Origin of the sequence: Sandarakinorhabdus oryzae, from assembly GCF_009733735.1 — a bacterium.
In the GTDB taxonomy this organism is placed as follows: domain Bacteria; phylum Pseudomonadota; class Alphaproteobacteria; order Sphingomonadales; family Sphingomonadaceae; genus Sandarakinorhabdus; species Sandarakinorhabdus oryzae.
The window spans coordinates 1-14,464 of record NZ_WNJP01000065.1; the positions used below are offsets into that span (position 1 = coordinate 1).

Annotated in this window: 14 protein-coding genes; 10 read left to right on the forward strand and 4 right to left on the reverse strand. The window is 66.4% G+C overall.

The window, feature by feature from the left end; all coding sequences use genetic code 11:
- A partial coding sequence (locus GJ693_RS08190) for a MutS N-terminal domain-containing protein (RefSeq protein ID WP_456238820.1) occupies window positions 1–852 on the reverse strand: 852 nt, incomplete at its 3' end.
- Between the two features lie 159 nt (window positions 853–1,011).
- Here GJ693_RS08190 and GJ693_RS08195 point away from each other — a divergent pair.
- Genes GJ693_RS08195 through GJ693_RS08220 form a run of 6 tightly spaced genes read left to right on the forward strand, consistent with a single transcriptional unit; the run spans window position 1,012 to window position 8,568 of the window.
- On the forward strand, window positions 1,012–3,273 hold the full coding sequence (locus GJ693_RS08195) for an NADP-dependent malic enzyme (protein WP_156255826.1): 2,262 nt from the start codon (window positions 1,012–1,014) through the stop codon (window positions 3,271–3,273).
- Window positions 3,270–4,034: an alpha/beta hydrolase gene (locus GJ693_RS08200; protein ID WP_408014553.1), complete on the forward strand. Its 765-nt coding sequence runs from the start codon at window positions 3,270–3,272 to the stop codon at window positions 4,032–4,034. Before GJ693_RS08195 ends, GJ693_RS08200 begins: the two co-directional genes overlap by 4 nt.
- Window positions 4,013–5,056: a tRNA epoxyqueuosine(34) reductase QueG gene (queG, locus tag GJ693_RS08205; RefSeq protein WP_156255828.1), complete on the forward strand. Its 1,044-nt coding sequence runs from the start codon at window positions 4,013–4,015 to the stop codon at window positions 5,054–5,056. The genes GJ693_RS08200 and queG overlap by 22 nt, the downstream gene beginning before the upstream one ends.
- Window positions 5,053–5,976, forward strand: a complete 924-nt coding sequence (locus GJ693_RS08210) for a carbon-nitrogen hydrolase family protein (RefSeq protein WP_156255829.1) — start codon at window positions 5,053–5,055, stop codon at window positions 5,974–5,976. The genes queG and GJ693_RS08210 overlap by 4 nt, the downstream gene beginning before the upstream one ends.
- A 25-nt stretch (window positions 5,977–6,001) precedes the next feature.
- Window positions 6,002–7,561, forward strand: a complete 1,560-nt coding sequence (locus GJ693_RS08215) for a helicase HerA-like domain-containing protein (protein ID WP_156255830.1) — start codon at window positions 6,002–6,004, stop codon at window positions 7,559–7,561.
- Window positions 7,558–8,568, forward strand: coding sequence for an NADP-dependent oxidoreductase (locus GJ693_RS08220; RefSeq protein ID WP_156255831.1), 1,011 nt, complete (start codon window positions 7,558–7,560; stop codon window positions 8,566–8,568). The genes GJ693_RS08215 and GJ693_RS08220 overlap by 4 nt, the downstream gene beginning before the upstream one ends.
- Window positions 8,569–8,578: 10 nt before the next feature.
- On the opposite strand, the gene GJ693_RS08225 is transcribed toward GJ693_RS08220, so the two are convergent.
- Entirely contained in the window at window positions 8,579–10,006 is a 1,428-nt protein-coding gene (locus GJ693_RS08225; RefSeq protein WP_235902749.1) for a S41 family peptidase, read from the reverse strand.
- Window positions 10,007–10,219: 213 nt separating this feature from the next.
- On the opposite strand from GJ693_RS08225, the gene groES reads away from it, so the two are divergent.
- Window positions 10,220–10,507, forward strand: a complete 288-nt coding sequence (gene groES / locus GJ693_RS08230; protein ID WP_156255833.1) for a co-chaperone GroES — start codon at window positions 10,220–10,222, stop codon at window positions 10,505–10,507.
- A gap of 50 nt (window positions 10,508–10,557) precedes the next feature.
- The gene (gene groL, locus GJ693_RS08235; protein WP_156255834.1) at window positions 10,558–12,198 is read left to right on the forward strand and encodes a chaperonin GroEL; all 1,641 of its coding nucleotides are present in this window, start codon (window positions 10,558–10,560) and stop codon (window positions 12,196–12,198) included.
- Between the two features lie 270 nt (window positions 12,199–12,468).
- Here the strand turns inward: groL and GJ693_RS08240 are convergent, their stop codons facing one another.
- On the reverse strand, window positions 12,469–12,615 hold the full coding sequence (locus GJ693_RS08240) for a hypothetical protein (protein WP_156255835.1): 147 nt from the start codon (window positions 12,613–12,615) through the stop codon (window positions 12,469–12,471).
- A 55-nt stretch (window positions 12,616–12,670) separates the two neighbouring features.
- On the opposite strand from GJ693_RS08240, the gene GJ693_RS08245 reads away from it, so the two are divergent.
- Window positions 12,671–13,300: a class I SAM-dependent methyltransferase gene (locus GJ693_RS08245; protein WP_156255836.1), complete on the forward strand. Its 630-nt coding sequence runs from the start codon at window positions 12,671–12,673 to the stop codon at window positions 13,298–13,300.
- On the opposite strand, the gene GJ693_RS08250 is transcribed toward GJ693_RS08245, so the two are convergent.
- Window positions 13,290–14,069: an MlaA family lipoprotein gene (locus GJ693_RS08250; protein WP_197042056.1), complete on the reverse strand. Its 780-nt coding sequence runs from the start codon at window positions 14,067–14,069 to the stop codon at window positions 13,290–13,292. The genes GJ693_RS08245 and GJ693_RS08250 overlap by 11 nt on opposite strands.
- Window positions 14,070–14,163: 94 nt before the next feature.
- Here GJ693_RS08250 and GJ693_RS08255 point away from each other — a divergent pair.
- Window positions 14,164–14,464: ArsR/SmtB family transcription factor (locus GJ693_RS08255; RefSeq protein WP_156255838.1), on the forward strand; the 301-nt coding region annotated here is incomplete at its 3' end.

The following is a 14,464-nucleotide window of genomic DNA, read 5'->3' on the forward strand; positions in this document are numbered from 1 at the left end:
CCGCGCGCCGGCGGCGGTGACGGTGCGATCGATGGCGGCTTCGAGGCTGTGGCGCGCGCCGGCGCGGGAGAGTTCGAGGCTGGTGCGGGTGGCGGCATCGATGGCCATGCGGCTGCCCGGCAGCTCCTGGCGCGGCGGCAGGATCAGGGGTGCAGCGGCGCGGGCGGTTTCCTGGACATAGGCGAGCAGCGCCCCGGCGGCGGCGAGTTCCTCGCGGCTGAACTGGCCCCAGCCGTCGAGGGTGGCAACGCCGAAGCGGGATTTGAGGCTGGTTTCGGCGCGGGCAGCGGAGAAATCGCTGGCGGGACGCGGGGAGCCGAAGCTGTGGCCCTCCGGCACCAGCAGTTCGGCCGGGGCGAGGCGGGCGATTTCGCCCTTGAGTTCGGCCACGCTGCCGGCGCGGGTGTGGAAGGCGCCGGTGGACAGATCGAGCCAGGCCAATCCGGCAGCCTCAGCCTCGCCGGCCAGCGCGGCCAACCAGTTGGAGCGTTTGGGTTCCAGCAGCGCGGTTTCGGTGATGGTGCCGGGCGTGACGATGCGAACGATGGCGCGGGCGACGACGCTCTTGCTGCCGCGCTTTTTCGCTTCGGCCGGGTCTTCCACCTGTTCGGCAATGGCCACGCGGTGGCCGGCGCGGATCAGGCGGGCGAGATAATTCTCGTGGCTATGGATCGGCACGCCGCACATCGGGATGGGCTCGCCGCCATGTTCGCCGCGTTTGGTCAGCGCGATGTCGAGCGCGGCGGCGGCGATGGCGGCATCCTCGAAGAACAATTCGTAGAAATCGCCCATGCGATAGAAGAGCAATGCGTCCGGCACCTCGGCCTTTATGCCGAGATATTGGCTCATCATGGGGGAGGCGGCGGTCACGGCCCTTGCGATAGCGCGCGAGTTGTGTGGTGAGAAGGGGTGCCACGAAACGGCACAGCGTTCGCCAAAGCGCTTGCCCCTTTGCTGCCACAATCCTATCCGTGGCGCATCTCCCGGATCAGGCACGCTTCAGGACAGAGCATGAGCAGCAGCGACGACAATGATTTTGGTGACCGCGAGGCGCTCGCCTATCACCGCATGGGCAAGGCCGGAAAGATCGACATTGTCGCCTCCAAGCCGATGGCGACGCAGCGTGACCTTTCGCTCGCCTATTCGCCGGGCGTCGCCGCCCCGGTGCGCGCCATCGCGGCGGACCCTGACAGCGCCTATGATTACACCATCAAGGGCAATCTGGTCGCCGTCATCTCCAACGGCACCGCAATTCTGGGCCTGGGCAATCTGGGTGCGCTGGCCTCAAAGCCGGTGATGGAAGGCAAGGCGGTGCTGTTCAAGCGCTTTGCCGATATCGACAGCATCGATCTGGAAGTGGCGACCGAGGACGTCGACAAGTTCATCGCCTGCGTCGAGCTGCTGGAGCCAAGCTTTGGCGGCATCAACCTTGAGGACATCAAGGCGCCGGAATGTTTCATCATTGAATCGACCCTGAAGGAACGGATGAACATTCCGGTCTTTCACGATGACCAGCACGGCACCGCCATCGTTGCCGCCGCCGGCCTGATCAACGCGCTGCACCTCACAGGCCGCAAGCCGGAGGATGTGAAGCTGGTCGTCAACGGCGCTGGTGCCGCGGCGATCGCCTGCACGGAGCTGATCAAGCTCTATGGCGTCAAGCATGTCATCATGTGCGACACCAGCGGCGTCATCTACAAGGGCCGCGAAAAGGGCATGAACCAGTGGAAATCGGCCCATGCCGCCGATACCCCGGCGCGCAGCCTGGACGAAGCCATGGTGGGGGCCGATGTGTTCTTCGGCCTGTCCCAGAAGGGCGCGGTGTCGCCGGAGATGGTGGCCAGCATGGCGCCCAACCCGATCATCTTTGCCATGGCCAACCCTGATCCGGAAATCACCCCGGAGGAGGTCCACAAGGTGCGCGGTGATGCCATCGTGGCAACCGGGCGCAGCGATTATCCCAACCAGGTCAACAACGTGCTGTGCTTCCCCTATCTGTTCCGGGGTGCGCTGGACGTGCGGGCGACCGCCATCAACGAAGAGATGAAGCTGGCCGCGGCCGATGCCATCGCCAGCCTGGCGCGCATGCCGGTGCCGGATGAAGTGGCGGCCGCCTACGGCGGCAAGGCGCGCAATTTCGGCCCGGAATATATCATCCCGGCGCCGTTTGATCCGCGCCTGATCGAACATATCCCGACCGCCGTTGCCAAGGCCGCCATGGCCTCGGGCGCGGCGAGGAAGCCGTTCTTTGATGAAGACGCCTATCGCCAGGAACTGCGCGGGCGCCTCAATCCCACCACCTCGATCCTGCAGGCCGCCATCGAGACGGCGCAAAGCCGCCCGCGCCGGGCGGTGTTTGCCGAGGCCGAGCAGGACGTGGTGCTGCGCGCGGCATTGAACTGGAAGAACAGCGGCTATGGCACGCCGGTGCTGGTTGGCCGCGAAGCGCCGGTGCGCGAGGGCCTGGCGCGGCTGGGCGTCACCGATCCCGACAGTTTCGAGATCCACAACAGCGCCATCTCGCCGTTGGTGCCGAAGATGGTGGATTTCCTCTACGAGCGGCTGCAGCGGCGCGGCATGCTCCACCGCGACGTGCAGCGCATGGTCAACCACGAGCGCAACGTGTTTGGCGCGCTGCTGGTGGCGATGGGCGAGGCGGACCTGATGCTGACCGGCGTCACCCGTAATTTCGCCACCACCTATCGCCAGGTGCGCACGGTCATCGATCACACGCCCGGCCATCGCCCGTTCGGCATCCACATGCTGGTCGGCAAGCAGCAGACGATCTTCATCGCCGATACCACGGTGACGGAGCGGCCGGATGCCGCCTCCCTGGCCGACATCGCGGTCGAAACCGCCGCCGTCGCCCGCCGCCTGGGCGTGGAGCCGCGCGTGGCGTTCGTGAGCTATTCCAACTTCGGCAATCCGCGCGGCAGCATCGTCGACAATATGCGCGCGGCGGTGCAGCTGCTCGACAGCCGCCAGGTCGGCTTTGAATATGAAGGCGAAATGTCGGCCGACGTGGCGCTCAATCCGGCGATGCGGGCGCAATATCCGTTCAACCGCCTGTCGGGCCCGGCCAATGTGCTGATCATGCCCGGCCTGCACAGCGCCAACATCGCGGCCAAGCTGATCAAGGAGGTCGCCAATCTGCGCGTCGTCGGGCCGATGCTGGTCAACATGGCACGGCCGGTGCAGATCGTGCCGATGAACGCCAGCGCCGCCGATATCGTCACGCTGGGTGTGCTCGCCTCGACCGGAGTGGTCTGCTGAAACCGCCCGTCCTCCTCATCCACGGCATGTGGTCAACGCCGGCGACGTTTGACCGGCTGCGCCCGGTGCTGGAAGCCGCCGGCCATCGCACCCACGCCCCGGCCGTGCTGTTCCACGATCGCCCGGCCTGCCTGCCGCCGGCGCCGGCGCTGGGCGAGTTGTCGATCACGGCCTACGTGGATCATCTTGTCGCCGAAGCCGGCAAGCTGGGGGCGCCGCCGGTGATCCTGGGCCATTCGATGGGCGGGCTGCTGGCGCAGATGGTGGCGCAGCGGATTCCGCACGCCGGCCTGGTGCTGCTGTCGCCGGCGGCGGCCGCCAACAGCCAGGCGTTCAGCATCGATCCGTTCAAGACGCTGAAGAATGTCGTGCTGAAATGGGGCTGGTGGGAAAAGCCGACCCTGTGTGACGAGGCCGGCGCGCGCTGGGGCATCTACAACGGGGTGCCGGAAGACGTGACCACCAGGGAAATCGCCGCGCTGGTCTGGGATTCAGGCCGCGTCCTGGCCGAAATGGCGCTGCCGCCGCTGTTCGGCAACGTGACCCGTGTGGATTATGCCCGGCTGAACCAGCCGGCGCTGGTGGTGGTGGGCTTGCAGGATCGCATCACGCCCCCGGCCATCGCGCGGGCGACGGCGCGCAACCTCACCGGCCAGGTCGATTACCAGGAACTGCCGGGCGTGCCGCACTGGCTGTTCTGGGGCGAGACGGAAGACCGGCTGGCGGCGATGGTGGTCGATTGGCTGAAAACACTGGGCTGATCGCCCGGCTCAAGGCCGAGGCGCTGCACCTCGGTTTTGCCGATGTGGGCATCACCACGGCCGATGCCATCCCGGAAGCGGGGGCGCGATTGCGACAATGGCTGGCCGAGGGCTGCCATGGCGACATGATCTGGATGCCGGACCGCGCCGACGAGCGCGCGTCTCCACGTGGCCTGTGGCCAGACGTGAAAAGCGTCATCATGCTCGGCACCAGCTACGCGCCGCCGCTCGATCCGCTGCGGCTGGCGGGGCAGGGCAATACCGGCGTCATCTCGGTCTATGCCTGGAACCGCGATTATCACGATCTCATCAAGAAGCGCCTGAAGACGCTGGCGCGCTGGCTGGTGGCGGAAGCAGGCGGCGAGTTGAAGGTGTTCGTCGATACCGCGCCGGTGATGGAAAAGCCGCTGGCGGCCGCTGCCGGGCTTGGCTGGCAGGGCAAGCACACCAACCTGGTCAGCCGCACTCATGGTTCGTGGCTGTTCCTGGGGGCCATTTACACCACCCTCGATCTGGCAGCGGACAAGGCGCACGCCGATCGCTGCGGCAGTTGCACCCGCTGCCAGACGGCCTGCCCGACGCAGGCCTTTCCCGCGCCCTATCGCCTCGATGCGCGGCGCTGCCTCGCCTATCTGACCATCGAGCATAAAGGCCCGATCCCCGAAGAGTTTCGCGCCCCGATGGCCAACCGCATCTATGGCTGCGATGATTGCCTGGCCGTCTGCCCGTGGAACCGCTTTGCCCAGGCGACCGAAGAGCCGGCCTTCCTGCCGCGCGCCGAACTGACCGCGCCCAGGCTGGCCGATCTGCTCGGGCTTGACGATGCCGCGTTCCGGGCGTTGTTTTCCGGCTCGGCGGTGAAGCGCATCGGGGTAGGTCGCTTCATCCGCAATTGCCTTTATGCCGCTGGCAACAGCGGCGCAGCCGAACTGAAGCCGCACGTGGCGGCGCACCTGGGCAGCGATGATCCGGTGGTGGCCGACGCCGCACGCTGGGCAATGCAACGACTGGAGGACGCATGACGACCATCCCGACTGGCACCGCCCGCCTCGCCGCCCTCCAGATGGGCAGCCGGGCGACCACGGCCGAAACGCTGGCGGCGCTGCTGGCGCGCCGCGACGAGCTGAAGGCGGCCAATCCCGATCTGCTGGTGCTGCCCGAAGCCCTGTTGGGCGGCTATCCCAAGGGGGCCGATTTCGGGGTGCGGCTAGGCTATCGCACGCCCGCCGGGCGCGATGCGTTCAAGCGATACTGGGAACAAGCCATTGAACTTGATGGCCCCGAGGTGGCGGCGCTGGCGGAACTGGCCGGCGATCTTGGCACCACCATCGTTTGCGGCGCCATCGTGCGCGAACGCGCGACCCTGCAATGCGCGGCGCTGCATTTCACGCCTGATGGCCGCTTTGCCGGGCATCGCCGCAAGCTGATGCCGACGGCCGCCGAGCGGCTGGTGTGGGGACAGGGTGGCCCGCAGGATGTGCAGGTGTTCGACAGCCCGGTCGGGCGGATCGGCCCGGTGATCTGCTGGGAGAATTACATGCCGCTGTTCCGCGCGGCGTTGTATGAAAAGGGCATCACCTTGTGGGCCGCGCCGACGGTGGACGAGCGGCCGCAGTGGGAAGTCACCATGCGCCACATCGCGCTGGAAAGCCGCTGTTTCCTGGTCTCCGCCTGCCAGTGGGCGGGGCCGAGCCAGACGGCGCTGGGCGATCCGATCACGCTGGTGGACCGGCCTGCCGACGCGCCCATTCTCGCGGGCGGCAGCCTGATCGTCTCGCCGCTGGGCGAGGTGCTGGCGGGGCCCTTGCGGGGCGGCGAGGGGCTGATCACGGCGGAGGTGGACCTCGCCGACGTGGTGCGCGCCCGCTTCGATTTCGACGCTGCCGGCCATTATGCCCGGCCCGACATCTTCCGGCTGGACGTGACGCCACCAACGCGCTGAAACTGCGGCCTGAGGAGAAACACGCATGACCGATTCCCTGTTCATCGGCCTGTCGGATCAGGACCAGCCGCAGAGCCTCGTCCTCAAGCGCGCCAACCGCCACGGGCTGATTGCCGGGGCCACCGGCACCGGCAAGACGGTGACGCTGCAGGGACTGGCCGAAGGCTTCTGCCGCGCCGGGGTGCCGGTGTTCCTCGCCGACGTGAAGGGCGACATTGCCGGCATGGCCAAGCCGGGCAGCGAGGCGGCGGCCTGGACCGGCAAGCGCGCGCTCGAACTGAAGATGGAGGATTATGACTGGGAGGCGATGCCGACCGTCTTCTGGGATCTGTTCGGTGAACAGGGCCACCCGATCCGCACCACCATTTCAGAAATGGGGCCGCTGCTGCTCAGCCGGCTGATGGGTCTCAACGAGACGCAGGAAGGCGTGCTCACCATCGCCTTCCGCTATGCCGACGACAATCACATGCTGCTGCTCGATCTGGAAGATCTGCAGGCGATGCTGGCCTGGTGTGCGGACAATGCCGACGAATTGTCGAGCAAATATGGCAATGTCACCAAGGCAAGTGTCGGCTCGATCCAGCGCCAGCTGCTGACCCTGGAATCCCAGGGCGGCGCGGCGTTTTTCGGCGAGCCAGCGTTCGAGATCACCGATTTCATCGCCACCGATGCCAAGGGCCGCGGCCGGGTGAACATATTGGCGGCGGACAAGCTGATGCAGAGCCCGCGCCTTTATGCGACCTTCCTGCTCTGGCTGCTGTCGGAACTGTTCGAGACGCTGCCCGAAGTCGGCGATCCCGACAAGCCGAAGCTTGTGTTCTTCTTCGATGAAGCCCACCTGCTGTTCGACGAGGCGCCGGACGCGCTGATGGACAAGGTGGAGCAGGTGGTGCGCCTGATCCGCTCCAAGGGTGTTGGCGTCTATTTCGTCACGCAGAACCCGATCGACATTCCCGAAAAGGTCGCCGGCCAGCTTGGCAACCGGGTGCAGCACGCATTGAGGGCGTTCACGCCGCGCGATGCACGGGCGATCAAGAGCGCCGCCGAGACGTTCCGGCCCAATCCGCGGCTGGATGTGGCCGCCGTCATCACCGAGATGAAGGTGGGCGAGGCGCTGGTGTCGACCTTGATGCCCGACGGCGCACCCTCACCCGTGGAGCGCACGCGCATCGCGCCGCCGCGCAGCCGGGTGGGGCCATTGACGCCGCAGGAGCGGGCCGAGGTGATCAACGCCTCGCCGTTCGCCGGCAAATATGAAGAGCGCATCGACCGTGATTCCGCAGCCGAATTGCTGGTGATGAAGCGCGAGGAGAGCGCTGCCCAGGCCGATGCCGAGAAGGCGGCGGCGTTGCAGGCCAAGCTCGACGCCCAGGCCGCCAAGGAAGAGGCCAGGCTGGCCGCTCAGCGCGAGCGCGACGCCGCCCGGCTGGAGGCCGCCCGCGTGCGCGCCGCCGCCCGGCCGAGCACGACCGACAAGGTGATTGAATCAGTGGCACGGTCGGCCGCCAGCAGTATCGGCCGGCAACTGGCCGGCAGCGTGGGCAAGAGCCTGCTGCGCGGCATCATGGGGAGCCTGTTCAAATGACCACCACCCGCAAATGGCTGCTGAAATCCCGCCCGGTCGGGGCGCTGAAAGACAGCGACTTCGATCTGATCACCGTGCCCTTGCCTGATGTGGGCGAGGGCCAGTTCCTGGTGAAGCTCACCCATTTCTCCTTCGATCCCACCCAGCGCGGCTGGCTGGGCGGGGACACTTATCTGCCGGCGGTGCCGATCGGCGGCGTCGTGCGGGCCGGCGGCATCGGCGAGGTGGTGGAAAGCAAACATCCCGGTTTTGCCGTGGGCGACGTGGTGCAGGGCACCTTCGGTTGGCAGGAACATGCACTTTCTGACGGGATGACCGAGACCGGCCCGGTGACCAAGCTGCGCGGCGGCATCACGCCGGAACAGGCGCTGGGTGTGTTCGGCGTGACCGGGCTGACCGCCTGGTTTGGCCTGACCGAGATCGGCCAGCCCAAGGCCGGCGACACCATCCTGGTTTCCGGCGCGGCCGGCGCGACGGGCAGCGTTGTCGTCCAGATCGGCAAGGCGCTGGGCTGCACAGTCATTGGCATCGCCGGGGGGCCGGAAAAATGCCGCTGGGTGGTGGAAACCGCCGGGGCGGATGCCTGCATCGATTATCGCGCCGGCAATGTCGCCCGCCAGATCCGCGAGCACGCCAAAAAAGGCGTCAATGTCGTGTTCGAGAATGTCGGCGGCGAGATTCTCGACGCGGCGCTGGCCAATCTGGCGCTGAACGCGCGGGTGGTGCTGTGCGGCGGCATCTCCAGCTACAACGACACCGCCGAGGATCGCTCGCCGGGCCTCAGGAACTACATGAACCTCACCGTCATGCGCGGGCGCATGGAGGGCTTCATCGTGCTCGATTTTGCCAAGCGTTATGGCGAGGGCGTGGCGGAGCTGGCCAAGCTGATGGCGGCGGGCAAGCTGAAGACCGCCGAAGACGTGGCGCACGGCTTCGAGAATTGCCCGGCGACGCTGCGGCGCCTGTTCGAAGGCAAGAATTTCGGCAAGCAGCTGCTGAAGGTCTAGAACGCCAGCGTCAGAACGTCCCCGGCATGTCGCGCTGGGCGGCGCTGGGGGCGCGGGCGAGCAGGGCCTGACGGGTCACCGCGCGCTCGCCGGCCGCCGTGAGGCCGGCGGCGTTGACCGTTGGGCACCTGACGCCCGCCAGGGTTGAGAGCGCGATCGACACCGATTCCTCGGTGCGGCCAATCGGCTGCGAATATTGGTCGGCCGCCTCGCACACCGCCCCGCCGCGCGACGGCAGATAGGGCACCAGGCCGGTGTAATAATCGCCCTGGCGGCTGGCGTTCTGGGTGGCAAAGGCGACGATGCGCAACCGGTCGTCGCAGGCGGTGCGATCAACGGCGATCTGGCCAACCGGCTTGCCGGTGGTGTTGCCGCCGACCAGCGTCAGGTGGTTCTGGAAATAGGGCAGCATCGAATTGATCACCAGCTCGCTGGCCGAGGCGGTGGCCGCGGTGCCGATGAACACCAGATCGGTGGGGCCAACCGCTTCGGGCACGATGCGGAAATTGCGGGTGCTGTTGCTCGCGGCCTTCGACGTGCGGTAGGTGGTGAAACTGAACACGTCGCTGGTGCGGCGGTTCTGGCCCATCAGGTCGCCCATCAGTTCGGCCACGCTCACCAGCCCGCCGCCGTTGTAGCGAAAATCGACGATGATGCGGGTGGCGCCCTGGCTGCGGAAATTGGCAAAGGCATTGCGCAACGGCGTTTCGGCCGGGCTGATGAAGCTGCGCAGATTGACATAGCCGACCTTGCCGATCCCCGGTTCATCGAAAAGCTGCACGCCAAAGCGTGGCGAGACCGGCGGGATGGCGAAATCGGCCTTGCTGACAGTGACGGTGCGTTCCGTGCCATTGAGGGTGAAGCGGATGGTGCGGGTGACGCCGGCCTGGCTGGGCCCCAGCGCGTCTGACACCGCGGCGGCGCCGCCCTGCGCGAACAGGGTGGGGACAGGCACCAGGCTGTCGGGCGTGGTGCCGATGGCCAATATCTCGGCACCGCGATCAAAACCGGCGGCAAAGGCCGGGCTGGTTTCGAACACGTCGAGGATGAAGACGCGCCGGGCCACATCATCATAATCGAGGCGGATGCCAAAAGCCGCCGTCTGCCCCGATGACAGGAAGGCGTTCTCCTCGGCGATCGAGGTGATGTAGGTGAAAAAGCGATCCTTGCCCGCCGCCCGCGACGTCGCCGTGAGCGCATCGATATAGGCCTGCACCGTGGCATAGGGCGCCGGATCCAGGCTGGCGGGCAGATCATCGGGGAAGAGATACCATTCGCGGATCTGCGCTTCGGCCCACAATTGCCGATCGCGCAATGTGCATTGTGCGGTGGGCGTCGGCGTCGGCGTGGGAGAGGGCGACGGCGAAGGCGAACCGCCGCCACTGCAGCCAGCGAGCAGCACGGCGGCGCAGACCGCAGCAGACAGGGCGGATCGCATCAGGGGCATGGCCGGAGTTTGGCCGCGGCTGGCAGGGGTGTCCAGCCCGAACGACGGCATTTTTGCCGCAGGCGGGTGATTGGTGGCCGCGCCGGCCCTTGACGGCGCACGGGCTTGGACCCATATGCCGATGCAGCCGCTGGCACTCACATCAGGTGAGTGCCAACAGCGGCGGAAATTTAGTGCATCACGATGCAAAAAAGAGAGGGAAACATGGCATTCCGTCCGCTCCATGACCGCGTGCTCGTCCGCCGCGTCGAAGCCGAAGCCAAGACGGCTGGCGGCATCATCATCCCCGATTCTGCCAAGGAAAAGCCGCAGGAAGGCGAAGTCGTTGCCACCGGCACCGGCGCCCGCGCCGACGATGGCACCGTCACCCCGCTGGAAGTCAAGGCCGGTGACCGCATCCTGTTCGGCAAGTGGTCGGGCACCGAGGTCAAGCTGAACGGCGAAGACCTGCTGATCATGAAGGAAAGCGACATCCTCGGCATCATGGGCTGAGCCCTGCCGCAGGTCGCTGATTTCAAACCAAATTCGAAGGAGCAAAGAACATGGCTGCCAAGGACGTGAAGTTCGGCCGCGACGCGCGTGAGCGCATCATCCGCGGCGTTGATATCCTCGCCGACGCCGTGAAGGTGACCCTGGGTCCCAAGGGCCGCAACGTGGTCATCGAAAAGTCGTTCGGCGCCCCGCGCATCACCAAGGACGGTGTGTCGGTCGCCAAGGAAATCGAACTGAAGGACAAGTTCGAGAACCTGGGCGCGCAGATGGTGCGTGAAGTTGCCTCCAAGACCAACGACGCTGCCGGTGACGGCACCACCACCGCCACCGTGCTGGCCCAGGCCATCGTGCGCGAAGGCATGAAGTCGGTCGCTGCCGGCATGAACCCGATGGACCTGAAGCGCGGCATCGATCTGGCCGTGTCGAAGGTGGTCGAAGACCTGAAGGGTCGTTCGAAGCCTGTCGCCGGTTCGAGCGAAATCGCCCAGGTCGGCACCATCTCGGCCAATGGCGAGCGTGAAATTGGTGACATGATCGCCAAGGCCATGGAAAAGGTCGGCAAGGAAGGCGTGATCACCGTCGAAGAAGCCAAGGGCATGGACAGCGAGCTGGACGTGGTCGAAGGCATGCAGTTCGACCGTGGCTATCTGAGCCCCTATTTCATCACCAACGCCGAAAAGATGCAGGTGGAACTCGACAACCCCTACATCCTGATCCACGAAAAGAAGCTGTCGAACCTGCAGGCGATGCTGCCGGTGCTGGAAGCCGTGGTGCAGTCGGGCCGTCCGCTGCTGATCATCGCGGAAGATGTCGAAGGCGAAGCGCTGGCCACCCTGGTGGTCAACAAGCTGCGCGGTGGCCTGAAGGTCGCGGCCGTCAAGGCACCGGGCTTCGGCGATCGCCGCAAGGCCATGCTGGAAGACATCGCCACCCTGACCGCCGGCGAGATGATCAGCGAAGACCTGGGCATCAAGCTGGAAAACGTCACGCTGGCCATGCTGGGCAAGGCCAAGCGCGTCACCATTGACAAGGACAACACCACCATCGTTGATGGCGAAGGTTCGGCCGATGCGATCAAGGCGCGCGTGGAACAGATCCGCGCCCAGATCGAAGTCACCACCAGCGACTATGACCGCGAAAAGCTGCAGGAGCGCCTGGCCAAGCTGGCCGGTGGTGTGGCCGTGATCAAGGTTGGCGGTTCGACCGAAGTCGAAGTGAAGGAGCGCAAGGACCGCGTTGATGACGCCCTGCACGCCACCCGCGCTGCCGTGGAAGAAGGCATTGTTCCGGGCGGCGGCACCGCGCTGCTCTATGCCACCAAGGCCCTCGAAGGCCTGAAGGGCGCCAACGAAGACCAGACCCGCGGCATCGACATCGTGCGCAAGGCGATCCTCGCCCCGCTGCGCCAGATCGCCAGCAACGCGGGCCATGATGGCGGCGTGGTTTCCGGCAAGCTGCTGGAAGGCAACGACACCACCATCGGCTTCAACGCCCAGACCGAGGTGTATGAAAACCTGGTTGCGGCCGGCGTGATCGACCCGACCAAGGTCGTGCGCACCGCGCTGCAGGATGCGGCCTCGGTCGCCTCGCTGCTGATCACCACGGAAGCGGCGATCACCGATCTTCCGGCGGACGACAAGCCGTCGGCTGGTGGCGGCATGCCGGGCGGCATGGGCGGCATGGATTTCTGAGATTGAGGTGGCCGGGAATAGCGCGAGCTATTCCCGGACTCACCGAAATCCGGCCAGCGAACGAAAAGGGCGGTCCCTCTGGACCGCCCTTTTTGATTCGTCTGACGGCGTGGCTCCGCCACGCTCTTCCTTTCAACCTTTCTTCGGCTCCCCACCGGACTCGGCGGCTCCGCCGCCGGCCGCGCGCTGCAACCAAGCCTGGCCGCGCGCTGCAAGCACCCACCCCCGACCCCTCTCTTGAAAGGGAGGGGAGAAGAAGGTGCGACCCGCCTACTTCGCCGCCCCCGCTTCCGCCTCGGCCGCCACCACGTCGGCATTGGCCTTGTCGATCACCGCCTGCTCATTGCCAGCCGGCTTGTCCTCGCCCTTGGAGCAGGCGGCGAGCAGGAGCAGCAGCAGGAGCAGGATGGCGCGCATGACCTCGTGATACCCCCGGCTTGGCAGCCCGCCAACCCCGTGCAAGCATCGCGCCATGGGTCTTTACGCCGAAACCATCTTTCCCTGGCTGCTCGACAAGGCGCTGGGCCATCCCAACATCATGCGGCGGCGCCAGGCGCTGGTCAGCGGCGCGCGCGGCGAGGTGCTGGAAATCGGCTTTGGTTCGGGCGCGACCTTGCCCTTCTACGACCCCGCCACCGTTTCCAGCCTGACCGTGGTGGAGCCATCGGAGGGCATGAACCGGCGCGCCGCGGCGCATCTGGCGGCGTCGCCGGTGCCGCTCACCTCGGTGCCGGGGGCAGGGGAAAAGCTGCCCTTTGCCGATGCACGCTTCGATACGGTGGTGTGCTGCCTGACGCTCTGTTCGGTGCAGGATGTCGGCCAGGTGCTGGCGGAGGTGCGGCGCGTGCTCAAGCCGGGCGGGCGCTTCCTGTTCCTCGAGCATGTCCTGTCCGACGATCCCGACCGGCAGCGCTGGCAGCAGCGGCTGAACCCGGTCCAGCGCGTGGTGGGCGTGGGCTGCAATCTCAACCGCCCGTCGGCGCAGCTGGTGCGCGACGCGGGCTTCATCCTCGATCCGATGCCGGTTCAGGAGGAGGAGCGGGCCTTCGGCGCGCTCAAGAAACTTACCCCGCTGGTGATGGGCAGCGCGGTCAGGGCTTAGGGGGTTCGGCCTTTTCGGGTTCTTCGGGCGGCTCGGCAAACGGGTCCTGATCGTCGGGCAGCTTGCCATCATAGAGCTGCAGGCGCCGGCTCTGGATCCAGGCGGAGCGGGCGAGGGCATATTCATCCAGGCTGTCGGCAAGCAATTTGTCGGCCCCGGTTTCAATCAGCGTGTTGCGGAAATTGACGACGCGGCCGGCGGTCATGCCGATGCGCACATCCCAGCCGGGATGGAGCAGCGCGTTGCGGGTGAAATCAGCCGGATCGATGAAGAAATCGAACGGCGTCATGATGCCATCACGCAAAGTGGACGGGCCGAACAGCGGCAGCACCAGATAGGGCCCGGATTTGACCCCCCAGCGCGCCAGTGTCTGGCCGAAATCCTCCGGCTCCCGCGGGCGGCCGAGATCGGTGGCGACGTCGCTGATGCCGCCCACGCCCAGCGTGGTGTTGAGGATGAAGCGATCCAGGGTGCGGAAGGCCTGGGCGAACTTGCCCTGCAGCACGGCGTTGGTGAGATTGGCCGGCTCGCCATAATTGCCATAGGCGTTGGAAACTGCACTGCGCAGCGGCCTGGGCGTGACAAAGCGGTAGCTGGTGGCCAGCGGCTTGACCACCCAGCGGTCCAGCCCCTTGTTGAAGGCGTACATGCGCCGATTGCTCTTTTCCCACGGATCGGCTTCGGCGCGGGCGAGATCGGTGCTGCCGGTGGAGGCACAACCGGCCAGAATCAACAGGCTGGCCAGCATGAGACGGGGGCGAAGGCTCATGCCGGCAGACTTGCCATGAAGTGGGCAGGGCGGCAATCCGGCTCCATCACATAAAGATTGCTTTATGTCTTTATCTGCGTTTAAAGAGGCGGATATGGAGCCGCTTCTCGCCATTTTCCGCGCCATCGGAGACCCCAGCCGGCTGCGCATCCTGCTGTTGGCGCGCGGCATGGAACTGGCGGTGGGCGAGATCGCGCAGGTGCTGCAGCAGAGCCAGCCGCGGGTCTCTCGCCACCTGCGCATCCTGGCCGAAGCCGGGCTGGTGGAACGGGTGCGCGAAGGCGCCTGGGTGTTCGTGCGGCTGGGCCCGGCGGCGATCAGTGGCCCGGCGCTGGCCGCCATCGATGCGCTGGCCGCCAAGTTGCCTGGCAGCGCGGACCTGGGCGCCGCCGATC

Coding starts and splice junctions, on each gene's coding strand:
- GJ693_RS08195 (WP_156255826.1), top strand. CDS start 1,012: ATGAGCAGCAGCGACGACAATGATTTTGGTGACCGCGAGGCGCTCGCC.
- GJ693_RS08210 (WP_156255829.1), top strand. CDS start 5,053: ATGACGACCATCCCGACTGGCACCGCCCGCCTCGCCGCCCTCCAGATG.
- GJ693_RS08215 (WP_156255830.1), top strand. CDS start 6,002: ATGACCGATTCCCTGTTCATCGGCCTGTCGGATCAGGACCAGCCGCAG.
- GJ693_RS08220 (WP_156255831.1), top strand. CDS start 7,558: ATGACCACCACCCGCAAATGGCTGCTGAAATCCCGCCCGGTCGGGGCG.
- GJ693_RS08225 (WP_235902749.1), bottom strand. CDS start 10,006: ATGCGATCCGCCCTGTCTGCTGCGGTCTGCGCCGCCGTGCTGCTCGCT.
- groES (WP_156255833.1), top strand. CDS start 10,220: ATGGCATTCCGTCCGCTCCATGACCGCGTGCTCGTCCGCCGCGTCGAA.
- groL (WP_156255834.1), top strand. CDS start 10,558: ATGGCTGCCAAGGACGTGAAGTTCGGCCGCGACGCGCGTGAGCGCATC.
- GJ693_RS08240 (WP_156255835.1), bottom strand. CDS start 12,615: ATGCGCGCCATCCTGCTCCTGCTGCTGCTCCTGCTCGCCGCCTGCTCC.
- GJ693_RS08245 (WP_156255836.1), top strand. CDS start 12,671: ATGGGTCTTTACGCCGAAACCATCTTTCCCTGGCTGCTCGACAAGGCG.
- GJ693_RS08250 (WP_197042056.1), bottom strand. CDS start 14,069: ATGAGCCTTCGCCCCCGTCTCATGCTGGCCAGCCTGTTGATTCTGGCC.